We start from the raw sequence: 18,633 nt of genomic DNA on the forward strand, positions 1-18,633 counted from the left end.
ATATCATATTACCAGTGATCACTGAGGTCGATTAGGCTACACTCAAGAATATTGCTCAAGCAAGATCATTGATCATCCTCTTTACATTTATTTATTGGCCAAATTGGCAAAAAGATCCGGATATTTCCCTGAATTATTTGACTGTAAACGGCAATTGATTTGTAAATATTCCCAAATCGATCGCGCAAATCGGAATTTTGCCATTTGAAACCGCCCCTATAAAAGTCGAGTTTATAGCTTAGAATAGGGAGGTTGTCAAAAATTGCGAGATCCGCTAGTATGGCTGTCCCTAAGAAGAAAACATCCAAATCAAAACGAGATAAGCGTCGAGCCACCTGGAGACATAAAGCTGCTGTCGAAGCCCAAAAGGCTCTTTCTCTGGGTAAGTCAATTTTGTCTGGACGTTCTACCTTTGTCTATCCCACCGCTGAAGAAGACGAAGCAGAATCATAATTTTCTGGACAAGCTAGGCTTTAGATTTATAGGTTACGGTAATGAGTAATCGGGAAACCCCGTTACCCATTACTGGTGGTCTTCAATAGAAGTTCTAGCCCAGAATTCGTTTTAAGGCAGATAATTTGCCTTGGTAGGGAGCGTATCGCCAGTCTAAATCCAACCAAAAAGAATTTTTTAACACACTTTTGTCATGAGAAAAGGTGTCAAAACTTGCTTTTCCATGATAGCTACCAATCCCACTGTCACCTACACCACCAAAGGGTAAAGATGACACACCTACTTGCATTACTGTGTCGTTTATACACACTCCACCCGATGAGGTTGCCTGTAAAACTTGTTTTTGCAGGGTCTGATTCTGAGTAAATATATATAAAGCTAAGGGTTTGGGACGGGAGTTAATTAAGGCGATCGCTTCTGTAATATCTGTATATTCAATTATAGGCAGGATAGGGCCAAATATTTCTTCTTCCATGACTGGATCTGTTAAAGAAACATGATCAAGTAACGTAGGAGCGATATAAAGTTCCTCAGCTTTGGTTTCTCCCCCTATAATAATTTGCCCGTTTTCAATCAGATTAACCAATCTGTCAAATTGCTTTCGACTGATTATCCTGGCATAATCTGGACTATTTGCCGGATTATCTCCATAAAATTCTTTGAGGCATTTTTTCAGACCATCTACTAAATCTTGTTTGATTTTTTGATGAACTAACAAATAATCAGGTGCAATACAAGTTTGTCCTGCATTGATAAATTTTCCCCAAGTTATGCGTTTAACCGTATGTTCAAGATGAATATCAGTATCTACAATACAGGGACTTTTACCGCCTAATTCTAAAGTAACTGGTGTGAGATGTTTAGCTGCGGCGGCCATGATAATTTTGCCAACTTTTGTCCCACCAGTGAAAAAGATATGATCAAACTTTTCTGCTAGGAGTTTTTCACTGGTTTCTATACCTCCTTCTACTACGGCGATATACTCTGACGGAAAATACTTACCAATGATTTCAGCTAATAAATTAGAAGTATGGGGCGCAATTTCTGAAGGCTTGATAATAGCACAATTACCCGCTGCGATCGCACCTACTAAAGGAGAAATAATTAGCTGTAAAGGATAGTTCCAAGGACCGATAATTAAAACCACCCCTAGAGGTTCTGGATATATTTTAGCCGAGTAGGTGAAAAACTTCCAGGGAACTGGTGCTTGTTTCGGTTTAGTCCAACTCTTGAGGTGTTTGATAGCGTAATCTATTTCAGTGACTACACCAATTTCTATAGCATAAGTTTCAAATTCCGGTTTATGTAAGTCTGCTTTTAGTGCTTGAATTATTGCTTGTTCATTGTCAAGTACTGCTTGTTTAAGAATTTTCAGTTGTTCCAGGCGAAAAGTAATATCTTTTGTTTTACCAGTTTGAAAAAATTCCCGTTGATTATAGAGCATCTCAGGAATATTGAGTAAATTGTCACGTAACATATTTGTAACTATTTGTCCATGCATTTAAATTTATTCTCCAGTAGTTAAATGATCTAAAACAGAAAATATCTTTGCGCCATGGGTAAAACCTTGGCGGGTTCACAAGTCAACAATTCACCATCAGCTCTCACCTCATAGGTTTCTGGGTCAACTTCAATGCGTGGGAGCGTATCATTTAGCCTCATATCTCCTTTACTGATTTGACGTGTCCCCGAAACAGCAACTATGGACTTTTGTAAACCCAATTGGCTGTTAATTTCCCTTTGTACTGCAGCTTGGGAAACAAAAGTTAAAGATGTAGCGTGACGCGCACCCGCAAAACTAGCAAACATAGGGCGCATATGTACTGGTTGGGGTGTGGGAATACTAGCATTAGCATCACCCATCTGTGACCACGCAATCATCCCACCTTTAATGACAATTTCTGGTTTCACACCAAAAAACGCTGGTCGCCACAAGCACAAGTCTGCTAGTTTCCCTGGTTCTACAGAGCCGACATACTGAGAAATACCATGAGTAATTGCAGGATTAATCGTATATTTTGCAATATATCTCTTGGCGCGATTATTATCCGCAAGTCCATCCCCCGCAAGGCTCCCCCGTTGCACCTTCATTTTATGGGCTGTTTGCCAGGTACGAATTATTACTTCTCCTACCCTACCCATAGCTTGAGAATCGGAGGCAATCATACTAAACGCGCCTAGGTCATGTAGAATATCCTCAGCGGCGATGGTTTCTCGGCGGATACGGGACTCAGCAAAAGCCACATCTTCGGGAATGCTAGGGTCGAGGTGATGACATACCATCAACATATCTAGATGTTCCTCTAAGGTGTTGACAGTGTAAGGGCGTGTGGGGTTGGTAGAAGATGGTAAAACATTGGCTTGTCCGCAAACCTTAATAATATCTGGAGCGTGTCCACCCCCTGCACCTTCAGTATGGTAAGTATGGATAGCACGATGTTTAAAAGCGGCGATGGTATCCTCTACAAACCCGGCTTCGTTGAGAGTGTCTGTGTGAATTGCTACTTGCACATCATATTCATCAGCTACACCCAAACAAGTATCAATAGTGGTGGGGGTAGTTCCCCAGTCTTCATGGAGTTTTAACCCCATCGCACCTGCTAAAATTTGTTCTACTATTCCTTGGGGTTGACTGGTGTTACCTTTACCCAAAAAGCCTAAATTCATGGGGAACGCATCAGCAGCTTGTAACATCCGGTGCATATTCCAAGGTCCAGGGGTGCAGGTGGTAGCGTTTGTTCCTGTAGCAGGTCCAGTACCACCACCCAACATAGTAGTAATCCCAGAAGCGATCGCCACCTCAATTTGCTGAGGACAAATAAAATGAATATGACTATCAATACCCCCAGCAGTGAGAATCATTCCCTCCCCGGCTAAAGCTTCCGTACCCGGGCCAATAATAATATCTATATTGTCTTGAATATAAGGATTTCCGGCCTTACCGATTTTGAAAATTTTACCGTTTTTAATGCCAATATCTGCCTTGACAACACCCCACCAATCCAGAATTAAGGCGTTTGTAATCACTAAATCTACCGCGCCATCGGCGTTAGAAATGGGGGATTGTCCCATTCCGTCTCTAATAACTTTACCGCCACCAAATTTCACTTCATCGCCATAGGTGGTAAAATCTTGTTCTACTTCAATAAATAATTCTGTGTCAGCTAGTCTAATGCGATCGCCTACTGTAGGGCCATAGGTTTCGGCGTAGGCTTGACGAGAAATTCTATAAGGCATAGTAAATTGCTCCTAATTATATTTAAACGCAAAGGTACGCAAAGGAAAGCGCAAAGGTACGCAAAGTTAGAGTTGGTGAACTACACGTTTGATTCCTTCTTTGAGGAGGGTGACATTAAAGTTGATGAGGAGACCAAGTTTACAGTTAGCCAGTTTTAGGTAAGTTAAAAGTTGTACTGCGTGAATTGGTTTAAATGATTCTACGGTTTTGACTTCAATAATTACCTTATTTTCTACCATTAAATCTAATCTATAGACACAATCCAATTTGACATTTTCATACATCAGGTGTAGTGGAACTTGCTTACTCACATTTAATCCCTGTTTCCTCAATTCATAATCCAAACATTCCTCATAGGCCGACTCTAATAAACCTGGACCTAGGACAGTATGCACCCGCATTGCACAACCAATAATTATCCGACTCAAATCATTCTCATCCATACCTTTGCGTCCCTTTGCGTCTACCTTTGCGCCCCTTTGCGTTTAAAGACTTCCATTAACTTTGCTATTAAACCCGTAAACTTGACGACTCCCTACTAAGGGTATTAGGGTAACTTGTTTTTGGTCTCCCGGTTCAAATCTTATTGCTGTTCCTGCGGGAATATCAAGTCGCATTCCCCGCGCTTGTTCCCGGTCAAAATCTAAGGCTGGATTCACTTCATAAAAGTGAAAATGGGAACCTACTTGAATCGGTCGATCGCCTGTATTTGCAACTTGTAGTTTAATGGTAGGACGACCTGCATTTAATTCTATGTCGCCATCTGGTGTAATAATTTCCCCTGGAATCATGGTTTTACTTTTACCTAATAATTATCTAATGGGATTATGTACAGTTACTAACTTAGTACCATCGGGAAAGGTTGCTTCTATCTGGACTTCTTGTACCATTTCGGGTATACCTGGCATAACATCATCTTTTGTTAATACGGTTGTCCCATAAGTCATTAGTTCTGCTACAGTTTGCCCATCTCTTGCTCCTTCTAAAATAGCAGCGGAAATATAGGCGACTGCTTCTGGATAGTTTAATTTTAAACCCCTATTTTTACGTCTCTCTGCTAATAAGGCGGCGGTGAAAATCAGCAGTTTATCTTTTTCCTGGGGTGTCAGTTGCATTCTCTTATCCTCTATGCTTTGTTCAAACCTGCCATACTCTGGGTACGCAGCTACTACGATTTAAAACGGATACTCGTAGTAATTGCCAAATAGCTGTAAACCAGTTTCTCACTTCTGATGTGGAAGTACCACGATATCGACACAAAAATCCATTTTGTAACTGTGTCATACCGATATCCCCAGTACCCACCCATAAATTCCGCATTTTTGCCAAGGTTTCCCCAGAAATAGGGTTTCCTACCCAAACCAGACTACCTACTATTGGTTGTCCCGCTAAACCATGAGGACTGTGAAAAACCTCTTCGCTACCGGGTAACCATTGGCGATCAATCCACAGGGGAAGGCCTTCCTGCCAAATTTCTGTGTGCGATCGCCATTCTCCTTGTAAAAATTTCTCACCTCTGGCTGTCCGACCAAATCGGGTAATTTCCCAACCTAACCAACTGGCTCCCGGTGCTAATTCTACCCGTAAATCTTGGCGATAAATTGCTCCGTTAAATATTATCGTTTCTTGGGGTAGCCATTCTAAACAAGCACCTGCATCAATTTGGATGTTTATATTTTGCGTTGCTTGTAGTCCGTTACTTCTGTATATTTTACTGGCTGCTGCTGTGGTAATTAATGCTTCTGCTTGGGGTTGGAGGTGGAGGTTATAGGATAGGCGATCGCCCCCTACCACACCGCCGGCAGTGTGTAATATCACACTATGACAAATTTTTGCCCCATCTGGATAAAAAGGCCGTTGTACCTTCAGGGGTGCTTGCTGGTGACTGTGAATTAACTCGGTATTATTCAGGCGATCGGCATATACTAGATTAAGTTTGCCATGCCAACCTTTATCTGTTGGATTGTTAACAATCATTTATAAATTGATAAAGTCTGTCTCATTTTAACTTTATCATTCAAGATATAAAGATTATGAAATATTTAGAGAGGTTCTAGGTAACGCCTCTAAAAATTATTAAATTACAGACTGTTTTATAATATACTCCCTTAAAAATTGTCGCACCAAACTGGATAGAAATACAAATTTTTTTGTTATACTGCGCCTTGACGAATCATTTGAAAACCATACACATATATATCAGCAACTTTATAGGTTTTCTTTTTTTCTCGCCATTCAATAATACCAATTTCACTTAAAAAAGAGGTGAACTCTTCAAATTCTGCTATATCATGGGCTGATTCTTGCCATATAGTATGTAATTCTTCTTGGGTTAAAAAGGCTGATTTCTGTTTGAGAGAGTCAAAAAATTTAGCCAAATCAGGATATTCTTCTTTTACTTCATCACAGCGTTTTTCCGATGCTTTCTTCAAACCAATTTCTAAAGATTTACTTCGCAGTAAACGGTCACTTGGTGGTTGAATCGATGATTTTCCTTTATAGCTTAATTCTTGGTCTTTTGCTCCTTCTAATAATATACTGAGACTTCGAGGAAAAGTGGTACCACTTGAATCTGTTAATCTTTCATAAACCCATCTGGATACATATTTAGCTTTGTCTCCTGTTCTGCGACGACTTCCCCAAAGTAATTCTAAGGCTTTATCAATTACTTCTTCACTAGCTTGATCAATACTTTCCACAGCAACAGGAGAGAATTTATCAACCAAGTTTTTGAAATCTTTAGATTGTATTACTTGGCGGAGTGCTAATCGTAAAAAATCCACCCTGGTCCACTGTAAAAGAATATCACGTCCGTTGAAATGACTTCTGTTGTCAAAAATTAAGCGATTCCATATATCTTCTCTCAAGAAAATTTTAAACCTAATTGCTGTTAATCTGTTGGCATCACAAGACTGAACTAATTGAAACAATCCAGTCAGGGCTTGTTGTCTTAATTGTTCCGCTACAATTAAATCTTCATCTAAATCATCATAGAGAAACCACAGTTTTTGAGAATTATTTTTAGCTTCTTCATTAAGGAGAGTATTAATAGCATCTTTAACTATAAGACGTATTTCAGAATTAGTAGATAATTCTAACAAAGCTTGAGTGTGTTCAGACTGCCATTTTTTTCCAGGTAAACTATTAATAATTTCTTTCAAAGCATTAAATTTTTCACCTTTCCTACCTCTAGGAAACTTAAATAAATTTTCCTGATGACATCTAAGCAGTAAATAAGCTCTCCAGAAAGCTTCCCAGCTTCCACTCTTTGACTGTAAATCCTTATGGATGGATTTAAAATCCTCACGAGATGGGCGACTTTCTTGAAAGCTACCATGTGCTGATAAAAATATAGTATTATCCAACCGTCCGTGAGCTAATTTTCTAGCAACACTTTCGTGTTTAAGAAAAAGCGAATACAATGCAGTTTTACCTGTTCCTTTTCTTCCTCTAATTAGGCAGGTTGTATCATCTAAAAACCTTTCAAAATCAGTTGTTCGTTGAAATAGTAAACTTAGATCATGCCTTTGATCAGCCGCATTTACTTCCGGAAATTCCAAACTTTCAATAATCTTCCATCGCTGGTCTATGGTATTTAAAACATTGCTGCGGTTCAGTTCATCAGTTGTTTCATCAATTAAGTTAGCAATTTTCGTATAGTAGTCTTGCGTTCCTGGTGCCGGATAGGTATCAGCTAAAGCAACTGGTACAAGGTAAGGAACTACTAAAATGTCTTCTATGGAATTTTGACAATTATCTAAGTCTGAATCATCTTCATCTGTTTCATATGTGTCATTTTTTGCTGTGTGTATTTTATTTATCAATGATTCCCAAATTTGTTTTACTTTAGATAAACCAATTTTGGTAACATCAGGCACTGGAGAAAAAACAAAATTAATTGATAAGTCTTTTATGCCTTGAAGTGATTGCAGTAAAACTTCTATCCCCTGTTTGTTTTGTTCATTAGGGAAAAGAAAAATAATCGCTTCGTCAGCAGCTTGAATTAATGATAAAGCTCCCCATTGATTAATTCCAGTTCTCGAATCAATTAAGATAATATCCGGTTTTAAATGTTCGTAAATTTCATCCTTGAAAACAGACCAAAGGTTTTGATTTCCATCAATAACAGTAGTAGCGTGGAGATCATCAACCTTAGATACATAATCAAGATTTAGAAAGCCAGCAGGGACAACAAATAATCTTCCCGTAGCTTTAGGTATTCTCACTTCACCAAATATTTCAGCAATTGAAATGCTGGTTTCTACTCCATCTGGTAAGTACGAACGCTCATAAAAATAATCAACAATTCCGTATTTTGGTTGTGGTTCGAGGTTAAATGCTGTACTTAAACCCGGTGCTTCTAAATCTAAATCTACAGCTACAACTTTATGTCCCCGCATTGCTAAAATCCAAGCAACATGAGTTAATGCCGTAGTGCGTCCTACTCCTCCTTTAAAGGAATAGAATGTCACTGTCCTGGGTAAAGTCAGTTCGCGATGGGGTGGGGGTGATTGATTTTGAGGATTTGCTGCTTGGATAGCTAAATCTTGCCAAGTATGAACTAAAGCTGTATTAGAAACTTGTGGCGGTGAAAGATTTAGTGACTTCGCTTCTTGAAGCGTATATAAGGAAAGAAATCCAGGAGATAAATGAGGAACCTTAGATTTAAGTAAGCTTGATATTTGTTCTTTACGCTGAGGGATAGATAAATTAATAAAGCAATCGCTAACAATAGTCAGATTGATCAAGCCGGATGTAGAAATATTTACATCAACCCACGCCTGTGGATTCTGGACATATTGGCTTGTAATGTGCTGCTTGAGTAAAGATTGCCAATTTTCCTGCATTTTCCCACCTCGTTAAAGTTGAGTAGCTTGTTTCAATAACCAACTTTTTACACGTTGGTATGCGTTTAACCAGCGTTTGTAATTTAATTCATCAGGCTCAAGTCCACAATAACGCATATCTATGAAGTGTTGTCCCATTGGATTCTCAACTTGATCAAGCCATCTTCTGACTTCTGAAAAATTATCAATTTTAGATTTAAGTTTATTATGTTGTTTCAGAAGTTCTGTATAACTATGTGTCCTCAAGTTCTGACCTGTAACTCCTGGTAGAGTGTTACAAATAATTGCTTTTATCAGACACTCAATGGTTATACCACCAAAGTGCATAGCCCCAATTTTCCTTATGGGGTCTAGTGTTTCAGTATCAAGATGGCGATCAAGAAAAGCTGCCTGGTAATCTTCCATACTTATTAAAGTTAAAGTTGAAGCTTGATCAGTATATTATTAAACGAGGATTTTTTTAACATAAAGCAATATCCAACCGACTTTCCACCCCCGGAGCTGCTTCCCTTTGCATGAAACAAAAAAACAGCCACCTCCACGCGAGAAGTAGCTGTTTTTTAATTTATGTGACTTAGAGAGTATTAGTAATCGAAGTCACCGCCACCCATACCAGCGCCAGCAGCAGGAGCCGCGTCTTTAGGCTCTGGCTTGTCAACGATGATACATTCGGTTGTCAACACCATACCAGCGATCGAAGCAGCATTTTGCAGAGCAGAACGAGTTACTTTCGCAGGGTCAACAATACCAGCGGCTAACAAATCAACGAATTCATTGGTAGCAGCATTGTAACCAACGTTGAATTCTTTCTCTTTGACCCGTTCAGCAATGACAGCACCATTCTGACCGGCGTTTTCAGCAATCCGCTTCAGAGGCGCAGGTAAAGCCCGAACTACAATCAAAGCACCTGTTAATTCTTCACCGGTGAGGGTGCTGTTAGCCCACTCTTCCAGGCTAGGAGCCAGATGAGCTAGAGTTGTACCACCGCCGGGAACGATACCTTCTTCTACAGCCGCTTTGGTAGCGTTGATAGCATCTTCCAAGCGTAGCTTCTTATCTTTCATTTCGGTTTCGGTGGCTGCACCCACTTTGACTACAGCTACACCACCAGAGAGTTTAGCAAGACGTTCTTGTAACTTCTCTTTGTCGTAGGAAGATTCGGTTTCTTCCATCTGACGACGGATTTGTTCACAACGAGCCTTAACAGCAACTTCATTACCTTCAGCAACAATGGTGGTGTTGTCTTTGGTAATGGTGATCCGGCGAGCTTTACCCAGGCTTTCTAGTTTGGTGTTTTCTAGCTTCAAACCAGCGTCTTCAGTAATTAACTGACCACCAGTGAGAACGGCGATATCTTCGAGCATAGCTTTACGGCGATCGCCAAAGCCAGGAGCTTTTACAGCCGCAACATTTAACACACCACGCAGACGGTTAACCACCAAGGTAGCTAAAGCTTCTTTTTCAATATCCTCAGCGATAATCACTAAAGGACGACCAGCACGAGCTACTTGCTCGAGAACTGGTACCAAATCTTGTACCAAAGCGATTTTTTTATCGGTGAGCAGCAGGAAAGGCTCATCAAAAACCGTTTCCATGCGTTCAGCATCGGTGGCAAAGTAGGGAGAGATATAGCCCTTGTCAAAGCGCATCCCTTCGGTAATTTCTAGCTCGGTGGTCATAGATTTCCCTTCTTCGAGAGAAATTACGCCTTCCTTGCCTACTTTGTCCATTGCTTGGGCAATCATCTGGCCGACTTCTTCATCGTTACCAGCTGAAATCGAAGCAACTTGGGCAATGGATTTAGAATCTTCTACTGGACGGGCGTGTTGAGCAATCTTATCTACTAAAAAGCCTGCGGCTTTATCAATACCACGCTTCAGGGAAATTGCATTAGCACCAGCTGCAACGTTGCGTAAGCCTTCTTTGACCATGGCGTGGGCTAAAACGGTGGCAGTGGTGGTACCATCCCCGGCCGCGTCGTTGGTTTTAGAAGCAGCTTGACGAATCAAAGCCACGCCTGTATTTTCAATGTGGTCTTCTAATTCGATTTCTTTGGCGATGGTTACACCGTCATTAACGATTTGGGGTGCGCCAAATTTCTTTTCGAGGACTACGTTACGACCTTTTGGGCCTAGGGTGACAGCTACAGCCTCAGCCAAGATGTCAATGCCTCGCTCGAGGGCGCGACGGGCGTTTTCGTTATAGATAATGCGCTTTGCCATAGGTATCTCTATTCAGGGAGTAAGTCAAGATTTTTGATTGGACTTTAGGGGTTGGGCTTTGGGCGTGGGGTTTACCCCCTCGCGTCTGTACCCATTCCCCATTAGTTGACGACTGCTAAGATATCTTTTTCAGAAAGCAGTACGTATTCTTCTGTGCCGAGCTTGATATCAGTGCCAGCATACTTGGAGTACAGCACTTTATCGCCGACTTTAATGTCTAATGTCTGACGGCTACCGTCATCGTTACGCTTGCCAGGTCCAAGGGCTACTACTTCGCCTACTTGGGGTTTTTCCTGGGCGTTGTCGGGTAAAAACAGTCCACCTGCGGTTTTTTCTTCCGGGGCGCTCACTTTTACGAAAACGCGATCGCCTAGGGGTTTAACTGTAGAAACGCTTAAAGTTACAGCTGCCATAAATATTTTTTCTCCAGAGTTAGCACTCTCAACTCCTGAGTGCTAATCTACCTAAAAGCAGCATAAAATGGCAATAATTAATTGAGTACGGGTTCCCGCACCAGCATATGGCAGCAGTACTTAAGTATAAATACTGCATCATTTGGATATATCGGGTTTTGCTGGGTAAGTTACGAATATTTTTATATAGATAAATTTATGTGCAAAACCGGGAAATTGTTATAAAACTGTAATCAGGGTGCCGCTCGATGAGTAAGACTACACTGGTAGGGTGACGCCGTGAACTCGCCAAAATTACTCAGTTTCTTGATGACAAAGCCCTAAGTAATTGTCTAAAAATCTGAGCAATGGCAGAAATTCAGCCAGAGAATTTTATCTGTGCTGACCAGACAGTTACTCACTTCTGTGCAAAACAAGTTAGTCTTGGATATTGGGAACACTGACTAAAGCCCAAGGGTGAATTAAACAGCAAGTCTCCCACTTACATCCTATAAGACTACAGCCTATCTCTTGCGGGTTTGTTGCTGTAGACCGATAATGGTGGTCTACCCATATGGTTCCTGGTATTGCCGAGCAAAACCAGAAGTTATTGAGCCAGTCATCCCAAAACACTCGATAGGCATAATGGTGGTGCAAGAATATGCATTTTGACCCATCTTCTGCCGATAACTCCTCTACTTGCTTGCGAACATTTGTCAAGGCTGAACATCACCAGGATATAGTAAAGCAGTAAGCCTCTGAAAGGGCGGTTTTTTTTAAGTTAGGGTCATCTTCAGCCAATATGTACCTCGTGAATTAGAAGCATGATTATTTAATCAGTGTTTTTTTCACCCGCCACTTTCAAAGCGATATATAATAACGCATTATAAATACTACTGCTCTACGTATCCTTACTGAAAGTTGCCCATGATCCCGTCGTCTTATCAAAAGTAATCACCACTTTTAAGACTTCCAGAAGGCAAAGGCAAGTTAAGTAGAAAAAGGACAACACCTCAATGATCCACCATAAAGGATAACCACTCAACACCTTGATGGACCGAAGCGCGAAAAGTGCCAATGCTATGAAAGAGCCCAGCATGAAAGATCACAAAAGACTGCTACTGATTGACGATGACCCTAACCTCATCTTGCTGGTGAAGGACTACCTGGAATTTAGAGGCTATGAAGTTAACACTTCCGAAAATGGACGAGAAGCCCTGGGAATTCTTCAACAAGATATTCCAGATATGATCATCTGTGACGTCATCATGCCGGAGATGGACGGATATACTTTTGTAGAACAACTCCGACAAAATGAACGCACCGCCTGGATTCCCGTGCTTTTCCTATCAGCGAAGGGCCAAAGTGCAGAGCGAGTTAAAGGTCTGAACAAAGGGGCTGATGTTTATATGGTCAAGCCCTTTGAACCAGAAGAACTCGTAGCACAAGTAGAATCTTCGCTGAAGCAAACTACTCGTTGGAAAGAACACCAAGCTAAAGGAGGAGAAAACGGTTCCCGAATTCAGGTTCCCTTTGATGTACAGTTAACCCCAACTGAACTGAAAGTGGTACAGTTTGTCGCTAGGGGTTTAGCTAATCGGGAAATTGCTGAAGAACTAAATGTGAGTCAGCGTACAGTTGAAAGCCATGTGTCCAATATGTTGGGCAAAACTAATCTCCACAACCGTACTGAACTAGCGCGTTGGGCGATTGAAAATCAAATGGCTTAATCTCTGTGCTGATTTCCCAAGTTCTGAGTTTTGAGTTACACAGAATAGCTCAAAACTCAAGCTTGTTTTGACATCCTGACTTTAGTTTGACGGCTAACAAATTATGAATTGTGAAGCTAAATTTGGGTTTTTTTAATTCAAACTTCATAATTCATAATTCATAATACAGTCCTCAACTGCCATGTTCCAACCCGGATATCACCTAAAATTATCAATACATCACTCCACCTAAATTCCCCGTCTTCCCAACTGGAAATAACCATAGAGTGAGTTACGTCTCAAAATTACAAATATTTATCGCTACAATATGACCCTGTGTACCTCACCCACCCTAAGTTTTTTGTGGTCTTTTAGTGTGGGTTAAGGCTGCAAGAGATTTATATGATGGCTTATACTAGAAATCGGCGCTTTGTGGTGTGCGAGGGAAGGGAATCACATCCCGGATGTTTCCCATACCTGTGATAAATTGCACCAGTCTTTCAAAGCCTAAGCCGAAACCAGCATGGGGAACAGTACCATAACGGCGTAAATCCATGTACCACCATAAATCTTCCGGCTGCATTCCCTGCGCTAAAATACGGCGTTCCAATACATCTAACCTTTCTTCTCTTTGAGAACCGCCGATAATTTCCCCAATTTTAGGTGCAAGAATGTCCATGGCGCGAACGGTTTTTTCATCCTCATTCAAACGCATATAAAATGCTTTAATTTGTGCTGGATAATCTGTGACAATTACAGGCTTTTTAAACAGCTGTTCTGCTAAATATCTTTCATGTTCTGATTGTAAATCTAAGCCCCAACTCACTGGATATTCAAATTGGACATTGGCTTTTTCTAATAATTTGACTGCTTCTGTATAAGTTAATCGCTCAAATTGATTATTAATAATATTGTCGGCTGTGGCTAAAACAGTATTATCAATGCGTTGATTGAAAAATTCCATGTCTTCTGGACATTTCTCTAACACATATCCAAAAACCTGTTTGAGAAATGCTTCGGCTAAATCCATATTACCATCTAGGTCGCAGAAGGCCATTTCTGGTTCCACCATCCAAAATTCGGCGAGGTGGCGCGAGGTATTGGAATTTTCCGCCCGGAATGTGGGGCCAAATGTGTAGACGTTAGTAAAGGCCATGGCCATGACCTCGGCTTCTAGCTGACCGCTAACTGTTAAATAGGTGGGTTTACTAAAAAAGTCCTGGGTGTAATCTACTGTTTGAGTTTCTGTGCGGGGTATGTTTTTGAGGTCGAAGCTGGTGACGCTGAATAGTTCACCCGCGCCTTCGCAGTCGTTAGCCGTAATTACAGGTGTATGTACCCATAAAAAGCCCCTCTCTTGGAAAAATTGGTGAATCGCTGTAGAACAGGCGTTTCTCACCCGGAAAACTGCACCAAAGGAGTTAGTCCGCGATCGCAAGTGTCCTATTGTGCGTAAAAATTCAAAGGAGTGGCGTTTCTTTTGCAGAGGGTAGGTTTCGGGATCAGCTTCTCCATAAACTTTCACAGCCGCGGCTGTTAATTCAATGCGCTGTCCCTTCCCTTGAGAAGCCACTAGTAGCCCACTCACCTCCACCGAAGCACCTGTATTCAGCTTTTTAATAATGGCTTCGTAGTCTGGTAAATCCTGATTGATGACCACTTGCAAATTAGCTAGTGAGGATCCGTCATTGACTTCTATAAACGCAAATCCTTTTAACTCCCGTTTTGTTCTCACCCAGCCTTGAACCACGAGAGAATCATCAGGTTGACCAGTGCGTAATACTTCTGCAATTCTTCGATTTGACATACTATATAACTTCTATTTTGTCAACTAAGACAGATATTAAACAATATTAACATTTAAGTTGCTCCCCAAGCCAAAATCGGGATTACCCACCACAATATCCAGCCTACAATAAATACCATTCCACTCAAGCGGACGGCTGGACAGAAAGGTTTTGTCAAACTAGTCCCAGAAAATAACTGGCGTTCTCAGTTGATTTCTAGTAGTTTTAACTGCTGTTTAATTTACTGGGCAGCTGATATTTCTGCTGTCTGGTGTTTATCTTGTGCTAATTCGTGTTGATGCTGTTGCCATTGTGCCTGTTTTTGTCGATGGCTTTGTACCTGATTGTAACGTTTCTTCAAGGAGTAGAGCCATCGCTCTATATTTTCCAGTTCTTGATCCAAATCCGTTTCTTGACTTTCCCCTGGCGATGGTGATTCTTGACGCGGTTTCATTTTCAGGTAGTAAACTATGATTAAATGCTGGTCAATCCCCAAAATTTTAACTTCTGAATCAGCACTATTTTATATAAGTAATTTATCTTCTCTTTACGCATCACTTAGCACTTAGAATCATGTCTCAACCTACTCAGCTTTCTCAAACCAATCCATTGAATGAACTTAGCACTCTAGAACTAGCCCAAGCCTTAATGGAAAGGCTAAGTATCTCGCCTAAGGATTGGCATCGCCTCAAGTCTAACCGCAATTCTCGCGCTAGTGAACAAGCCGCGGCCGCCCTTTTGTACCTTGTCCAAAATCAGCCCGAAGAAGCCATAGTGAGATTACAACAAGCTGTTGGTTGGTTAGACCGATCAATTTCTGCACCTCCCTGTCCCAGCCATGGAAATCAGGGATAAAGTAGTTGTTTTCCCAATACCAATGACTAATGACCGCTCCCCTACCTTCTCAAAGACAAACGGGGGCTATTTTCCATTTCTTTACACAGTCTCAATTCTGTACCTTTACGATTCCACTCTACTTGATCAAAAATTTGATGCAGAAGACATAAACCACGACCATTTTCTGATTCATCTGGTGGTAAATAATCTGTGGGGTTTTCATCATCAGCCGATACAGGAACAAAGCCTTGACCCTGGTCTGAGATTACCCACCAATATTGATTGTTGATTAGGGAAAAACGGACTACAACTGTTTTACTAGGATCAAGATTATTACCATGTTTTGCGGCATTTACTAGGGCTTCTTGGAGTCCTAGGCGCAATTCTGCTTGCAGTTTTCCTGGAATTTCAGCTAGGAGTAAATCTAAAATTGGGCATAGATAAAGAGTTGAGGCAAAACTAATTGTGCCCCAATAACGTCCAACTGGACGAAGGGAAATGGTCATCACAAGAGAAACCCCGCAGCTTTCAGTTAGCTAGACATTAGTTTGCTATTGATTACAGGCACCCTGATACAAAAGTGAGGTGGTCACGCTGCCTTCAAACTTGCGTCTTTAAACACTAAATTTGGGAAATCCTAGGGAGAATTGACTCTGTTTATGAGATGAGATTGTTGATACATATAACGCCTATAAAGACAACTGCTCGTGCAGTTAGCAAAGAAAATTATTGGTAATATTCAAGAGTATGAGGATAATCTTGGTATTGCCGATAGTTGCTTTACCAAAGCTTATTCATGTTGCTTGGGGTGGATGGGAATTTAATCTCTGTAACAAAATCGTTTTTTTTAGCTTAATTAGATTTTAGCATTTTTAGTATGCATTAGACTACAAATTTGAAATGTAAGTTTTTCTTCCACACTCAGTATTACTGATACTAATGTGATAACACCATAAAAGCAACCGCTTCTACATGAGCTGTTTGGGGGAAGAAATCAGCAGGTTGTATGCGTGTCATGTGATATAGCCCATCTTGGCATAACAATTTTAGATCGCGAGCCAGAGTAGCTACTTTACAACTGACGTAAACTATGCGTGGAGGTTTCAGTTCTAATAAAGAATTAATCACGGCGCGATCGCACCCTTTGCGCGGCGGATCAAGTAACACCACATCTGGTATTATGCCCATTTCCGGCAGCAAATTCTCTACTGCGCCTACTTGGAATGTAACATTATTAATTCCATTGTGCTGGGCATTGACAATAGCTTGCTCTACAGCTTCTGGTTGTAATTCTAATCCTATAGCTTCCCGAACTTGTTTGGCTAAAGGTAAAGTTAAAGTACCAATACCACAATAAGCATCAATTAGCAACTCCTGTCCTTGAAGATTGAGTTCTGACTGAATTATCTGCAACAGTGCTTCTGCGGTTTCTGTATAAACCTGGAAAAACGTATCTGGACGGACTTGAAATTCTAAATCAGCAAAGACTTCTCGCAGGTGAGAAACACCAGCAACGCAACGAGTTTCAGCGCCAAAAATGGCATTTGTGCGATGATGATTGCGATTTAAAGACACACCCACCAGTTGGGGATAGCGCTTTAACCATTCCTGGGCTTGCTGTTCAATTCCTGGTAAATTCCACTCCTTCACTACCAAAGTCAATAACATTTCGCCAGTTCGCCGTCCAATACGTAAACCCAAATGGCGGATTTGTCCTTGGTGTTTTCGTTCATCGTAAATTTGCCAACCGTGTTGTTGGATGTCCTGCTTTACTTGTACCAGTAAAGGATTTAATCTCGCATCTTGAACAGGACATTGATTTAAATTCACTAATCGATGGCTACCTTTTTGGTAGTAACCAGCTTGTACCTGACCTGTGGCGGAAACTCCTAGAGGATAAGTGGCCTTATTGCGATAGCCCAAAGGTGCATCTGTGGTTAACACCGGATCGACTGGTGGATTGACAAAACCACCAATACGCTGTAAAGCTTGGATAACTTGATCATGCTTCGCTACTAGCTGATATTCATAATCAATATGTTGCCACTGACAACCACCACACTTGTCAGCCACAATACAACTTGCTCTGACCCGATGAGGAGATGCTTGCAAGAGGTGATGAAGTTGAGCATGAGCGTATTGAGGTTTAACTTGTACTAAGCGAACTATAGCGCGATCGCCTGGAACAGTATCGGGGACAAAAACCACAATTTCCTCAAAACGTCCCACACCATCACCTGTACTACTCAAGTCGGCGATGACAATTTCAATTAACTCACCCTGGTGTTTAGTCATTAGTTATTAGTCATTGGTCATTGGTCATGAGAAAATCACAATCCTTGTGCTCACTCCCATCATCTTCCTAATTTTCCTTTCTTTGTGTACCTCAGACTCGCTAAACTAGCAAATAATATTTCGCACACAAGAGCGTATAATTATGACCGTAATTAGCCAAGTTATTCTCCAAGCCGACGACCAACTGCGTTATCCGAGCAGTGGCGAACTCAAAAGCATCAAAGAATTTCTCCAAACCGGAGAACAAAGGACACGCATTGCTGCGACCTTAGCGGAGAACGAAAAAAAGATTGTTCAGGAAGCAACCAAAAATCTGTGGAAAAAGCGCCCTGACTTTATCGCCCCCGGCGGTAATGCTTACGGCGAACGTCAGCGTTCCCTATGTATCCGTGACTTTGGTTGGTATTTGCGCCTTATTACCTATGGCGTACTTGCTGGCGACAAAGAACCAATCGAAAAAATTGGTTTAATCGGCGTGCGAGAAATGTACAATTCTTTAGGTGTTCCTGTACCAGGGATGGTAGAAGCTATTAGCGCCTTGAAAACTGCCTCTCTTGACTTACTAAGTGTGGAAGATGCGACCGAAGCAGCACCCTACTTTGATTACATCATTCAAGCCATGTCTTGATCAAACTGGTGTTGGTTCTAGGATTGTGAATGTTAAGGTATTAGACCCATAAGATTTCTCATTTGATCATAACCTCCTCACATTTGGTCATGGCTGTGGCAAAAAATCTGTCAGGTTATTAACCAGATGTGGGGAAATTTTAGCAGATAGTCGCCACTATTTGAAGGGGAAATATGCAAAAAAGTCTTAATTAGTGGTTGCAAAGTGCATATAGGGTAACTAAAT

At 41.2% G+C, this 18,633-nt stretch carries 19 protein-coding genes; 4 read left to right on the top strand and 15 right to left on the bottom strand.

Annotated elements, in window-relative coordinates; translation table 11 throughout:
* Positions 1-279 precede the first annotated feature (279 nt).
* A complete protein-coding gene (rpmF, locus tag NWP21_RS01060; protein ID WP_271732290.1) occupies positions 280-453 on the top strand; it encodes a 50S ribosomal protein L32 in 174 nt (57 codons plus the stop codon).
* 94 nt (positions 454-547) lie between these two features.
* Here the strand turns inward: rpmF and NWP21_RS01065 are convergent, their stop codons facing one another.
* The 11 genes from NWP21_RS01065 to NWP21_RS01115 form a co-directional block, all read right to left on the bottom strand.
* Positions 548-1,930: an aldehyde dehydrogenase gene (locus tag NWP21_RS01065; protein WP_280791288.1), complete on the bottom strand. Its 1,383-nt coding sequence runs from the start codon at positions 1,928-1,930 to the stop codon at positions 548-550.
* Positions 1,931-1,983: 53 nt separating this feature from the next.
* A complete protein-coding gene (gene ureC, locus NWP21_RS01070; RefSeq protein WP_280791289.1) occupies positions 1,984-3,690 on the bottom strand; it encodes an urease subunit alpha in 1,707 nt (568 codons plus the stop codon).
* A 66-nt stretch (positions 3,691-3,756) separates the two neighbouring features.
* Positions 3,757-4,134, bottom strand: a complete 378-nt coding sequence (locus NWP21_RS01075) for a GxxExxY protein (protein WP_271732287.1) — start codon at positions 4,132-4,134, stop codon at positions 3,757-3,759.
* A gap of 42 nt (positions 4,135-4,176) precedes the next feature.
* Positions 4,177-4,482 carry an urease subunit beta gene (locus tag NWP21_RS01080; RefSeq protein ID WP_271732286.1) on the bottom strand — a complete coding sequence of 102 codons (306 nt, stop codon included), beginning with the start codon at positions 4,480-4,482 and terminating at the stop codon, positions 4,177-4,179.
* 21 nt (positions 4,483-4,503) lie between these two features.
* The gene (gene ureA / locus NWP21_RS01085; protein ID WP_271732285.1) at positions 4,504-4,806 is read right to left on the bottom strand and encodes an urease subunit gamma; all 303 of its coding nucleotides are present in this window, start codon (positions 4,804-4,806) and stop codon (positions 4,504-4,506) included.
* A gap of 22 nt (positions 4,807-4,828) precedes the next feature.
* Entirely contained in the window at positions 4,829-5,668 is an 840-nt protein-coding gene (locus tag NWP21_RS01090) for an urease accessory protein UreD (protein ID WP_280791290.1), read from the bottom strand.
* 176 nt (positions 5,669-5,844) lie between these two features.
* Positions 5,845-8,538 (bottom strand): AAA family ATPase, encoded by a 2,694-nt coding sequence (locus NWP21_RS01095; protein ID WP_280791291.1) that lies wholly within the window; start codon positions 8,536-8,538, stop codon positions 5,845-5,847.
* 12 nt (positions 8,539-8,550) lie between these two features.
* A complete protein-coding gene (locus NWP21_RS01100; protein ID WP_280791292.1) occupies positions 8,551-8,943 on the bottom strand; it encodes a hypothetical protein in 393 nt (130 codons plus the stop codon).
* A gap of 179 nt (positions 8,944-9,122) precedes the next feature.
* A complete protein-coding gene (gene groL / locus NWP21_RS01105; protein ID WP_280791293.1) occupies positions 9,123-10,760 on the bottom strand; it encodes a chaperonin GroEL in 1,638 nt (545 codons plus the stop codon).
* 101 nt (positions 10,761-10,861) lie between these two features.
* Positions 10,862-11,173 (bottom strand): co-chaperone GroES, encoded by a 312-nt coding sequence (gene groES, locus NWP21_RS01110; RefSeq protein ID WP_200989836.1) that lies wholly within the window; start codon positions 11,171-11,173, stop codon positions 10,862-10,864.
* Between the two features lie 417 nt (positions 11,174-11,590).
* Positions 11,591-11,872, bottom strand: a complete 282-nt coding sequence (locus NWP21_RS01115; RefSeq protein WP_271732278.1) for a hypothetical protein — start codon at positions 11,870-11,872, stop codon at positions 11,591-11,593.
* Between the two features lie 332 nt (positions 11,873-12,204).
* Between NWP21_RS01115 and NWP21_RS01120 the strand changes: the two genes are divergently transcribed.
* Positions 12,205-12,882, top strand: coding sequence for a response regulator transcription factor (locus tag NWP21_RS01120; protein ID WP_271732315.1), 678 nt, complete (start codon positions 12,205-12,207; stop codon positions 12,880-12,882).
* Positions 12,883-13,276: 394 nt separating this feature from the next.
* Here the strand turns inward: NWP21_RS01120 and asnS are convergent, their stop codons facing one another.
* Complete coding sequence (asnS, locus tag NWP21_RS01125; RefSeq protein ID WP_280791294.1) at positions 13,277-14,668, bottom strand: asparagine--tRNA ligase; 1,392 nt, start codon at positions 14,666-14,668, stop codon at positions 13,277-13,279.
* Positions 14,669-14,889: 221 nt separating this feature from the next.
* On the bottom strand, positions 14,890-15,144 hold the full coding sequence (locus NWP21_RS19055) for a hypothetical protein (RefSeq protein ID WP_348519741.1): 255 nt from the start codon (positions 15,142-15,144) through the stop codon (positions 14,890-14,892).
* A 77-nt stretch (positions 15,145-15,221) separates the two neighbouring features.
* Here NWP21_RS19055 and NWP21_RS01135 point away from each other — a divergent pair, with 77 nt between their 5' ends.
* Complete coding sequence (locus NWP21_RS01135) at positions 15,222-15,503, top strand: DUF6439 family protein (protein WP_271732276.1); 282 nt, start codon at positions 15,222-15,224, stop codon at positions 15,501-15,503.
* A gap of 41 nt (positions 15,504-15,544) precedes the next feature.
* Here NWP21_RS01135 and NWP21_RS01140 read toward each other — a convergent pair whose 3' ends face one another.
* Both NWP21_RS01140 and rlmD read right to left on the bottom strand, forming a co-directional pair.
* Positions 15,545-15,994 (bottom strand): anti-sigma regulatory factor, encoded by a 450-nt coding sequence (locus tag NWP21_RS01140; RefSeq protein WP_271732275.1) that lies wholly within the window; start codon positions 15,992-15,994, stop codon positions 15,545-15,547.
* Positions 15,995-16,421: 427 nt separating this feature from the next.
* Positions 16,422-17,780, bottom strand: a complete 1,359-nt coding sequence (gene rlmD, locus NWP21_RS01145) for a 23S rRNA (uracil(1939)-C(5))-methyltransferase RlmD (protein ID WP_271732274.1) — start codon at positions 17,778-17,780, stop codon at positions 16,422-16,424.
* A gap of 142 nt (positions 17,781-17,922) precedes the next feature.
* On the opposite strand from rlmD, the gene apcD reads away from it, so the two are divergent.
* Positions 17,923-18,408 (top strand): allophycocyanin subunit alpha-B, encoded by a 486-nt coding sequence (apcD, locus tag NWP21_RS01150; RefSeq protein WP_271732272.1) that lies wholly within the window; start codon positions 17,923-17,925, stop codon positions 18,406-18,408.
* Positions 18,409-18,633: the final 225 nt, after the last annotated feature.

The sequence above is a fragment of the Anabaenopsis sp. FSS-46 genome, assembly GCF_029891665.1.
Classification (GTDB): Bacteria; Cyanobacteriota; Cyanobacteriia; order Cyanobacteriales; family Nostocaceae; genus Anabaenopsis; species Anabaenopsis arnoldii.

What these genes read in the sequence shown, in the direction of transcription:
- rpmF (WP_271732290.1), top strand. Translation starts at nt 280, where the DNA reads ATGGCTGTCCCTAAGAAGAAAACATCCAAATCAAAACGAGATAAGCGT.
- NWP21_RS01065 (WP_280791288.1), bottom strand. Translation starts at nt 1,930, where the DNA reads ATGTTACGTGACAATTTACTCAATATTCCTGAGATGCTCTATAATCAA.
- ureC (WP_280791289.1), bottom strand. Translation starts at nt 3,690, where the DNA reads ATGCCTTATAGAATTTCTCGTCAAGCCTACGCCGAAACCTATGGCCCT.
- NWP21_RS01075 (WP_271732287.1), bottom strand. Translation starts at nt 4,134, where the DNA reads ATGGATGAGAATGATTTGAGTCGGATAATTATTGGTTGTGCAATGCGG.
- NWP21_RS01080 (WP_271732286.1), bottom strand. Translation starts at nt 4,482, where the DNA reads ATGATTCCAGGGGAAATTATTACACCAGATGGCGACATAGAATTAAAT.
- ureA (WP_271732285.1), bottom strand. Translation starts at nt 4,806, where the DNA reads ATGCAACTGACACCCCAGGAAAAAGATAAACTGCTGATTTTCACCGCC.
- NWP21_RS01090 (WP_280791290.1), bottom strand. Translation starts at nt 5,668, where the DNA reads ATGATTGTTAACAATCCAACAGATAAAGGTTGGCATGGCAAACTTAAT.
- NWP21_RS01095 (WP_280791291.1), bottom strand. Translation starts at nt 8,538, where the DNA reads ATGCAGGAAAATTGGCAATCTTTACTCAAGCAGCACATTACAAGCCAA.
- NWP21_RS01100 (WP_280791292.1), bottom strand. Translation starts at nt 8,943, where the DNA reads ATGGAAGATTACCAGGCAGCTTTTCTTGATCGCCATCTTGATACTGAA.
- groL (WP_280791293.1), bottom strand. Translation starts at nt 10,760, where the DNA reads ATGGCAAAGCGCATTATCTATAACGAAAACGCCCGTCGCGCCCTCGAG.
- groES (WP_200989836.1), bottom strand. Translation starts at nt 11,173, where the DNA reads ATGGCAGCTGTAACTTTAAGCGTTTCTACAGTTAAACCCCTAGGCGAT.
- NWP21_RS01120 (WP_271732315.1), top strand. Translation starts at nt 12,205, where the DNA reads ATGGACCGAAGCGCGAAAAGTGCCAATGCTATGAAAGAGCCCAGCATG.
- asnS (WP_280791294.1), bottom strand. Translation starts at nt 14,668, where the DNA reads ATGTCAAATCGAAGAATTGCAGAAGTATTACGCACTGGTCAACCTGAT.
- NWP21_RS01135 (WP_271732276.1), top strand. Translation starts at nt 15,222, where the DNA reads ATGTCTCAACCTACTCAGCTTTCTCAAACCAATCCATTGAATGAACTT.
- rlmD (WP_271732274.1), bottom strand. Translation starts at nt 17,780, where the DNA reads ATGACTAAACACCAGGGTGAGTTAATTGAAATTGTCATCGCCGACTTG.
- apcD (WP_271732272.1), top strand. Translation starts at nt 17,923, where the DNA reads ATGACCGTAATTAGCCAAGTTATTCTCCAAGCCGACGACCAACTGCGT.